The sequence below is a fragment of the Streptomyces sp. NPDC047061 genome (assembly GCF_040643955.1).
GTDB lineage: Bacteria > Actinomycetota > Actinomycetes > Streptomycetales > Streptomycetaceae > Streptomyces.
In genome coordinates this window covers 1-8080 of record NZ_JBEYVI010000100.1, presented here as the reverse complement: position 1 = coordinate 8080, position 8080 = coordinate 1, and the positions used below count along the sequence as shown (strand labels likewise).

The following is an 8080-nucleotide window of genomic DNA, read 5'->3' as shown; positions in this document are numbered from 1 at the left end:
ACATCGCCGCCGCCCTACGGCATTACGCACGCGCCACCGACCGCCCCATCGACCTGCTCCTGGCAACGTGATCAACAACTTTGCCGGGGCCCTGCCGCTGCTCCGCGACAACACCGCTTTCCCGCGGGTGACGGACTTGACTATCCGGTACGAACACAGGACACCCGCCCCGCGTCGGATCCTGGCGGCTGTCGGGGTGGTGCCGGCGGGACTGCCTGGGGCCCGCTTGTCATCGGTACGGCGCGCATCGGTCAGCCGGACCAGGACGGTCCATGCGCTCCATGACAAGGGAGTGGGCATCTCCATCATCGTCAAGGAGCTGAAGCCGGACCACAGAACGGTCCAGAAGTACGTGCGCGCTGCCCGCGTCGACGACATCCCCTCAAACCTCCGCTTCCAGGACCGACTCGTCGCCGATCTCGAAGCCAATGCTTCCTGGGCCGAGATGCCCCAGGCCGCGTTGGCGCCCGCGTAATCCATCCCGCCTTCCCGCCAGGCACGCCGCCAGCGTTCCACCGACCGTTCGCTCACCCGCAGATCCCTCGCGATCACCGCGGTCTTCTCGCCGCGTGCGAAGCGCTCGCCCGCCGCGAACCGGATCCGCTCACGAAACTGTCGCCGCTCGGCGGTCAACCCGCCGCCCTGCGCGTACCGCATACCACTGGCCTACCGCGGGGATCAGTACCCGACCACAACCCGAAGAGATCAGTAACAAACCACCGCTAGCTCACGTCCTAGCTTGCCGGACAGCACGTCACTCTGCGGTGCGACGGCCACCACCGCGCTCGACACCGTCAGACTCGACGCCCACTGGACCACCGGCCCCCTACGACCTTGGCCGCAGCCCCCTTCCGCGCGCCACAGATCGACCTCTACTCCTCCAAGGAGGTTTTTGCGTAACCTTCCAAGATGTCATGATTCCGCCATTCCTCAAGAATCTTGGCGTACTTGATGATTCCTCCGCCATAGAAGTTATTCAAGACCGCCCTCGCATCATCCGGATTGCCTTCGTTGTTGACATAGCTGGGAGTGCACTCGCCCACGTTCATCCGGGCCGCCGCGATCCGCCTCGTGTTCCATGAGTCGCGCATGGCGCTGAGCCACGCATCCTCGGCTTCAACGGTCGCCTCGACAGCGGCGACCTCGCCTTCCAAGCAGTGGTTCACTATCCATGCAATATGCATGGCCTGCTTTCCGTTCCCGTACAGGTAGTTGGCGCCGAGCCCATTTCCCACCAACGTCATCTGGAAGTAGTTGGGGAGCCCGCTGACCAACATCCCGTGGAGGTTCCGGAGTTCATCCCTCCAGCGCTCCTGCAGCGTCACGCCGTTCCTGCCGGTGATGGGGAACCGCGCAACCTGGAAAAGTTCGGGATTCGTTGCCGCCAGTCCCGATGCGTAAACGATCAGATCCGTCCCGTACCCGACACCATCGACGACGAGACCGTGTTCGGTGATCTCATCGACACCTGCAGGGCAACTGACCAGGGTCACGTTCGACCTGTTGAAAGTCGGGTAGTATTCGTCGCTGAAGGTAGGTCGCTTGCACCACGATGCGAAATATGGCTTCAGCAACTCCGCAACGTTCGGGTCGTCTACCGTGTTGTCGATCTGTGCGCGCAACTTCTCCATGAACGTCATGTTGGCGAGCGCAAGTCGCTGCTTGAGGGTGAGTTCGACGCCAGCCTTGCTGGCCATCTCGGCCACCTCGGCGCCCAAGTTGCGGAGTGTGATCGAAAGTGAGGCGGAGTCGCTGACCACACCGTTTGTGTAGAGCGGTTCAGCGCTGGGGTTTCCTTCGACGTTCGCCATCATGTTCCAGGCTCGGCGCTCCTGCCACCCCGGCTCGAGGCCGGCGGCCCACTCCGGATCGGTCGGGAAGCTCTGGCGCGACGCAACCAGGGCCGGCGTGCGCTGGAAGACGTAGAGATGCTTCGCGTATTTCGCCACAACCGGTATGATCTGGGCGGCGCTGGCCCCTGTTCCGATGACGGCAACGCGCTTTTCGCGCAGCTTGTGCAGGTCCCCGTGGGTATTGCCACCCGTGATCTGGTAGTCCCAACGTGCGCTGTGGAAGCTGTCGCCCCTGAAACGGTTGATCCCTGGGATGCCGGGCAGCTTGCCCGAAGTAAAGGATTCTCCAGCCGCCAGTACCACGAATCGTGCGCGGAAAGAATCGCCTCGATCCGTTTCGATGGTCCATCGCTGGCCTTCTTCGTTCCATGTAGCGCTATTGACACTTGTCTGGAAAAGCGTCTGCGCATGGAGGTTGAAGCGGCGGCCGATGCGCTGAGCATGCTGCTGAATCTCTTCAGCGTCCGTGTAGCGCTGACTCGGAATGTAGCCGGTGTCCTCGAGCAACGGAAGGTAGCAGTACGCCTCGCTGTCACATGCGGCACCGGGGTACTGGTTGTAGAGCCAGGTCCCGCCGTAGTCGTGAGCACGTTCGATGATCCGGAAGTTGTCCACGCCCACCTTGCGTAGCTGCGCGGCAGTCTGCAGACCTGCGAATCCGCCACCGATGATCACGACATCGACGTCGTCGTCGACAGGTTCGCGGTCAAGGCGCTCCTGATGGAAGATGTCGTCCAGGTACTTCTGGTACTCCCCCTCCATCTTGATGTACTGCTTGGCGCCTTCGGCGCGGAGACGCTTGTCGCGCTCAAGGTCATAGCGATCCTTCAGCGCCTGAGGGTCGAAGTCGAGTTGCAGTAGTTCTTGCAGACCGGTGAACTCGCTAGAGGCCACTGATATCACTCCTCTCTCGGACGCACTCCCGAAGCCGGAGCGACATCGCCCCGGCTGACGATTGCGTACCGAGTACACACGGCTCGGCCGAAGCCTCCGGCTGTCCGACAATTCATTTGGTGGGACCGATCGCTGCGATTGGACCTGGCGTTGCCACGAAAAGAGATGTCGCTTTATATCCTGAGTGGTCGAACCTGATTTCGTTCCGGAACTGCGGGTCATTCTCGCGGTCGAGCCGACGCTCAGGTGCTTCGGCAGCCGCCGGGATCTGTGGGAGCTTGGGGGTGAAACTCTCCAGGTCCAACCGACTACAGGGTGGATTCCCGCTCTCAGCGCGACGTGGTCAGCCAGAGGTGCTCAAGACCGCGCAAGGCGGTGTGGGGTTTCCAGTCCGGGGGCTGGGTTATCCGGCACTCCGGGAGGAGGGGCAGCAGGTGGCGGAGGGCGGTGGCGGCCTCGGCGCGTCCCAGCGAGGCGCCCAGGCAGAAGTGGATCCCGTGGCCGAACGACAGATGCCGGCGGGTGTCGCGGGTGATGTCGAAGACTTCCGGGTCATCGCCGAGTGCCTCGTCGTGGTTGGCCGCGCCGACGAGTATGAGGGCACGCGCGCCTGCCGGGACCGTGGTGGCGCCGACCGTCGCGTCCTTAAGCGCGACACGGGCCAGGAGCTGGACCGGAGGATCGTAGCGGAGGGACTCTTCGATGCACTTGTCGACGAGGTCGGGGGCGGACCGCAGGGCGGCGAGCTGGGCGGGGTGGTTGAGCAGGGCGAGGACGCACCCGCCGATGAGGCCGCGGGTGGTCTCGTAGCCGGCGATGAGCAGCAGCCGGCAGGTGATGATGATCTCGTGCTCGGTCAGGGCGCCGCCCTCGTCATGGACGTGAACGAGGGCGGAAACGAGGTCATCGCCCGGCTCGTGGCGCCGCTTGTGAAGCAGCGCCAGGAGGTATTCATGGAAGCCGTCGCGGGCCGCGCGCATCATGGGGCGGACCTCGGACGGGATGAGGTGGCGGAAGTCGGTGCTCCGGGACAGTTGTTCAGCCCAGGTCGCCAGCTTCGGCCGGTCGGCCTCCGGGATACCGAGCAGCTCACTGATTACCCGGACCGGCAGCGGACGCGCGAGCTGGTCGATGACGTCGAAGCGAGGGCCGAGGTCACCCACCAACTCGCTGGTGGTCGCCTCGATGCGCGGCATCAGTGCCCGGACGCTCGCCGGGGTGAAGGCGCGCGACACCAGGCGGCGGAGCCTCGTGTGGTCGGGCGGCTCCAACCGGAACATGTTGCTGGCGTTGTCCTGATCGGTGGCGACGTCATTGGGCACGTGGCTGAAGGCCGGGTCGCTGAGGACCGCCGCGCAGTCCTGGTAACGGCTGAAGACGAACAGGTTCTCGCGCGGCCGGGCGACCGGCCGTTGGGCACGCCAGGTCGCAAAGGCCGGATAGGGATCCGCAATATGGTCGGGGCTGAAGAGGGCGGCGAGGGCGGGGCGCTCCTCCGGCCGGACTGCAAGCTCAGACATCAGCGTGTCCCAATCGGCTGTGCGGGCTCAAGGGTCAGCCGGACGGGCCGGAGGCTGTCGATCAGCGTGCTGGCCGGGGGCCAGACGTGCCGTTGCCTGACACGGGGTGGTGATGTCACGGATGCCTCCGGAATCGGTAGGGGAAGACCTCTACTTGTGGGGCCGCTCGAACGTGACCGGAAGCGGCGGTTGCCGCAAGAGGATGTCGTGGATCTGGTCGACCAGTGCGTCCACGTCCGTCAGTGGCTGCTCCGGGCGGCGGTCCTGTCGCTCGGGGTGCCGCATGGCGACCACGTCAGCGTCGGGGCTGAGAGCCGATGCGAAGGGCACAGAGAACGTTGCTGAGCCGGCCGCGTGCGGGAAGCACACCAGGCGGGCCGTGGGCGTGCGGGACGGGCGGTAACGTCGGCACTGTAACTCGTCGTCGACAAGGAAGTCGGGCATGCCGCTCCACGTGCTAGCTTCGGCAGAATGAATCGCGATGTATGGGCGCCACGGGCACTCATCGCCAGGTGAGCGAGGCTTGAGCCTACAGGCGGTGTTCCCGGCCACGGCTCTTCAGACAGTTCCTCTGTTCCACTGCGCAGGCACGATCCGCCCACTACCGGCGTACGGATTCCGGCCGGTACCGCAGCAGCACTTCGTGATCTGACGGTCAGTCGGCCAGGCGAGAGCGGTGAGGCGTCGCTTGTCGTGGTGCCGGCGGGAGCGGGCTTGGTGGCGGCGCCAGGGGACCATGACAACTGGAAGGCCACGCGGATGGCTGCGATCTCGGCTGGCAGGTCTCGCACCGGGCGATGAGCAACTGGAACAGCCGACGCGCCTCGGTGACGGTCAGGCGATCTGTCCCCAGTCTTCGGGTGGATCGGCGGAGCCGTCGGCATTCGGGACCGGTTCAGGATGGTCTCGGCGGTCCAGGCCGGCGATCACGGCGGGCAAAGGCGAGGACGGTCATACCTGGCCATGCGCCGCCGGCCGGATGCCCTCATTTGAGCGCTGCGGGAAGCCCGGGGGTCGTCGGCGTCGGTGACCCGCGGAATCCGCTTCAGCGCCGCGGAGAGAACCTGATTGCCTCCCAATGGGCGCGTGGTGGAACCGTGTTATTTCGGGTGGTGAGCCCCAGTGACTACCTTCCGCTCATGAGGGACTGTGAGACGTAAGCGCTCAGCAGGAATACGACTGATCAGCGACGGCGTGTGAGGTGTTCTGGTCAAGTGGGCTGTGCGATGGGTGGCATCCAGAGGTTGCCGGTGAAGGCGCGGCGGACGGCGTGGAAGGCGCTCAGACCGCGCTTGCGTGCGGAGTCGAGGTACGAGCGCACGGTGAGCCGGGCCCCCGCCCGTGTTCGGGCCGGTGACAGCTGGAGATCATCAGCTGGGTCTTCCCCGGCCGCAGAGCCCGTTCCCCGCAGTTGTTGGTAAAGGGCACGAGGAGCGGGTCGTCGGCGAACTGGAGGATTGCATGAGCCTGATCGCGCAGGCGTTCCAGCAGGTCGCGGGCGGTGGCCTGCTGGCGCCCCTCGGCCCGGGGACGCTCGGACAGGCCGGTCTTGCCGCCCTGGCGGAAAGTCTTCAAGCACAGAAGGAATGCCTCGGGGGCGATCTCGTGGGTCTCGCCGCTACCGAAGGTGTCCGAGCTACCGAATGTGTCCGAGGACGGCGGTATCGAGGAGTTACCCGATCTGCGGCCCAGCCGCCGCTCCAGCTCCGCCGCGCGCGCCGTCAACCGCTCCCGCGCGGCGGCCAACTCCTCGTTCTGTCGCTGGAACAGCCCGGACGACGCGAGGAGGTCCCCACGCGACGCCGGCTCCAACCCCGACGACATGACCGCAGACCCTGCCGCACCCACCCCCGACCTGACACAACGTCAAGAATTCGGCAGAGCAACGACCTTCTGAATGCGCACCGAAAGGCTGGCCTGTGAGCCTGCCGATTGTCCTTGGGAGCGAGTCGCCGGGGGCTCGGTCGGGGTCTGCCGGCTCGCGGTGCTTTCTCGCGCCGCTGGTTCCCTGTGCGCAGGACAGGCTGCTCGTCCCGGAAGACGCGCCCGGTCGGCTGGCGGCGGAGACAGCAGCGAACGGTGCCGACGCGGTCATCGTCCGCAGGAGATGGTGCCTTTCATCGACCCGCGCATGCGGGGCGGCCGCGTCGTCAGCGTGGACTCAAGGCGCGGCGCCTGGTGCACGTTCGCCTCGCACGCCAGAGCGCCTGCTGGTGTGAGTGGAGCGAGACACCGGGACCAGGCACGGTGTGGCCCGCGTCCATGCCGACACCGGGTCAGGCATCCAGGTAGCGCGGTGGCGATGCTGCGAGCGGGAACCGGCTCACTACTTACTGAAACGCTGAATTCTTTTTCGCACGGGACGGACGGACATGCCAAGCGCTGAAGAATTTCCTGTGCGGGATGACATGATCGCAGTCATTGGCATGTCATGCCGCCTGCCCAAGGCACCGGACCTCGGTGCCTTCTGGCAGCTTCTCCGCGGCGGTGGCGATGCGATCACGCGAGTGCCGGCGGACCGGGAGGAGATCGGTCGGCCGCGGGCGGGCGAAGCCCTGCCCGGCACCTCCTTCGGCGGCTACCTGGAGAGCGTCGACCGGTTCGACGCCGAATTCTTCGGCATCTCTCCACGCGAAGCCATCGCGATGGATCCCCAGCAGCGGCTGGTGCTCGAGCTGAGCTGGGAGGCGTTCGAGGACGCCGGCATCGTGCCGGGCAACGTCCGCGGTGACCGGATCGGCGTCTTCGTCGGAGCGAACCGCGACGACTACGCCACGCTGCTGCGTGGGCGTGGCACGGACGCGATAACGGCGCACAGCAACACCGGCCTGCAGCGCGGCATGATCGCGAACCGGGTGTCCTACGCGTTCGGGCTGAGCGGTCCGAGCCTGACGGTGGATACGGCCCAGTCGTCCTCGCTGGTCGCCGTTCATCTGGCGTGCGAGAGCCTGCGCCGCGGGGAGTGCACCAGCGCGCTGGTCGGCGGGGTCAAGCTCAGCATCAGCCAGGAGACGGCGGCTGAGGAAGCGAAGTTCGGCGGCCTCTCGCCGGACGGCCGCTGCTTCACGTTCGACTCGCGCGCCAACGGCTACGCGCGCGGCGAGGGCGGCGGCGTGCTCGTCCTCAAGCCCCTGTCGAGCGCGTTGGCCGCCGGTGATCCCGTGTACTGCGTGATCCGCGGCAGCGCAGTCAACAGCGACGGCGCCAGCGACGGTCTGACCGTTCCGAGCAGCGCGGCGCAGGAAGCGGTCATCAGGCGTGCCCACCAGCTCGCCGGCCTGCAGGCGGCGGACGTGCAGTACGTCGAGCTGCACGGCACCGGGACCCGGGTCGGCGACCCGGTCGAGGCGGCGGCGCTCGGCGCCGCGCTGGGGCGGGACCGTGCTGAGCACGGCCCGCTGGCCGTCGGCTCGGTCAAGACGAACATCGGCCACCTCGAGTCCGCAGCGGGAATCGCCGGTTTCCTCAAGGTCGCGTTGGCCATCCGCGGGCGCGAGATCCCGGCCAGCCTGAACTTCCGCGAGTCGAACCCGCAGATTCCGCTCGACGAGCTGAACCTGCGGGTCCAGACCCGGACCACGCCCTGGCCCCAGGCCGACCGGCCGCTCATCGCCGGGGTCAGTTCCTTCGGGATGGGCGGCACCAACTGCCACGTGGTGGTCGGCGAGGCACCCGTCGTCGAACGGTCGGCGGCACCTGAGGCCGGGGTGGAGCCTGAGTCTGCCGTGGAGGCTGCTGTCCAGGATGGGCTGGAATCTGCGGGTCCGGTGGTGTGGGTGGTGTCGGCGCGGTCTGATGCGGCGTTGGCGGCGC

At 66.5% G+C, this 8080-nt stretch carries 4 protein-coding genes and 3 pseudogenes; 2 read left to right on the top strand and 5 right to left on the bottom strand.

Going from position 1 to position 8080, the window contains the following annotated elements:
• Window positions 1-475: pseudogene (locus tag ABZ887_RS50640) on the top strand (hypothetical protein); the annotation flags it as partial.
• A gap of 59 nt (window positions 476-534) precedes the next feature.
• Here the strand turns inward: ABZ887_RS50640 and ABZ887_RS50635 are convergent.
• The 5 genes and pseudogenes from ABZ887_RS50635 to ABZ887_RS50615 all read right to left on the bottom strand — a co-directional run.
• Window positions 535-657, bottom strand: a pseudogene (locus tag ABZ887_RS50635) (transposase); the annotation flags it as partial.
• Window positions 658-872: 215 nt separating this feature from the next.
• Window positions 873-2747 (bottom strand): NAD(P)/FAD-dependent oxidoreductase, encoded by a 1875-nt coding sequence (locus ABZ887_RS50630; protein WP_361306431.1) that lies wholly within the window; start codon window positions 2745-2747, stop codon window positions 873-875.
• A 329-nt stretch (window positions 2748-3076) separates the two neighbouring features.
• Complete coding sequence (locus ABZ887_RS50625; RefSeq protein WP_361306429.1) at window positions 3077-4267, bottom strand: cytochrome P450; 1191 nt, start codon at window positions 4265-4267, stop codon at window positions 3077-3079.
• A gap of 150 nt (window positions 4268-4417) precedes the next feature.
• Window positions 4418-4711, bottom strand: coding sequence for a thioesterase domain-containing protein (locus ABZ887_RS50620; protein ID WP_361306427.1), 294 nt, complete (start codon window positions 4709-4711; stop codon window positions 4418-4420).
• A gap of 1191 nt (window positions 4712-5902) precedes the next feature.
• Window positions 5903-6091, bottom strand: a pseudogene (locus ABZ887_RS50615) (DUF6444 domain-containing protein); the annotation flags it as partial.
• Between the two features lie 584 nt (window positions 6092-6675).
• Between ABZ887_RS50615 and ABZ887_RS50610 the strand changes: the two are divergent.
• Window positions 6676-8080, top strand: a 1405-nt coding sequence (locus ABZ887_RS50610) for a beta-ketoacyl synthase N-terminal-like domain-containing protein (protein WP_361306433.1), incomplete at its 3' end; no start/stop codon positions are given.

Bases quoted from the DNA above. Each gene is read 5' to 3' on its own strand.
- ABZ887_RS50625 (WP_361306429.1), bottom strand. From the start codon at position 4,267: ATGTCTGAGCTTGCAGTCCGGCCGGAGGAGCGCCCCGCCCTCGCCGCC.
- ABZ887_RS50620 (WP_361306427.1), bottom strand. From the start codon at position 4,711: ATGCCCGACTTCCTTGTCGACGACGAGTTACAGTGCCGACGTTACCGC.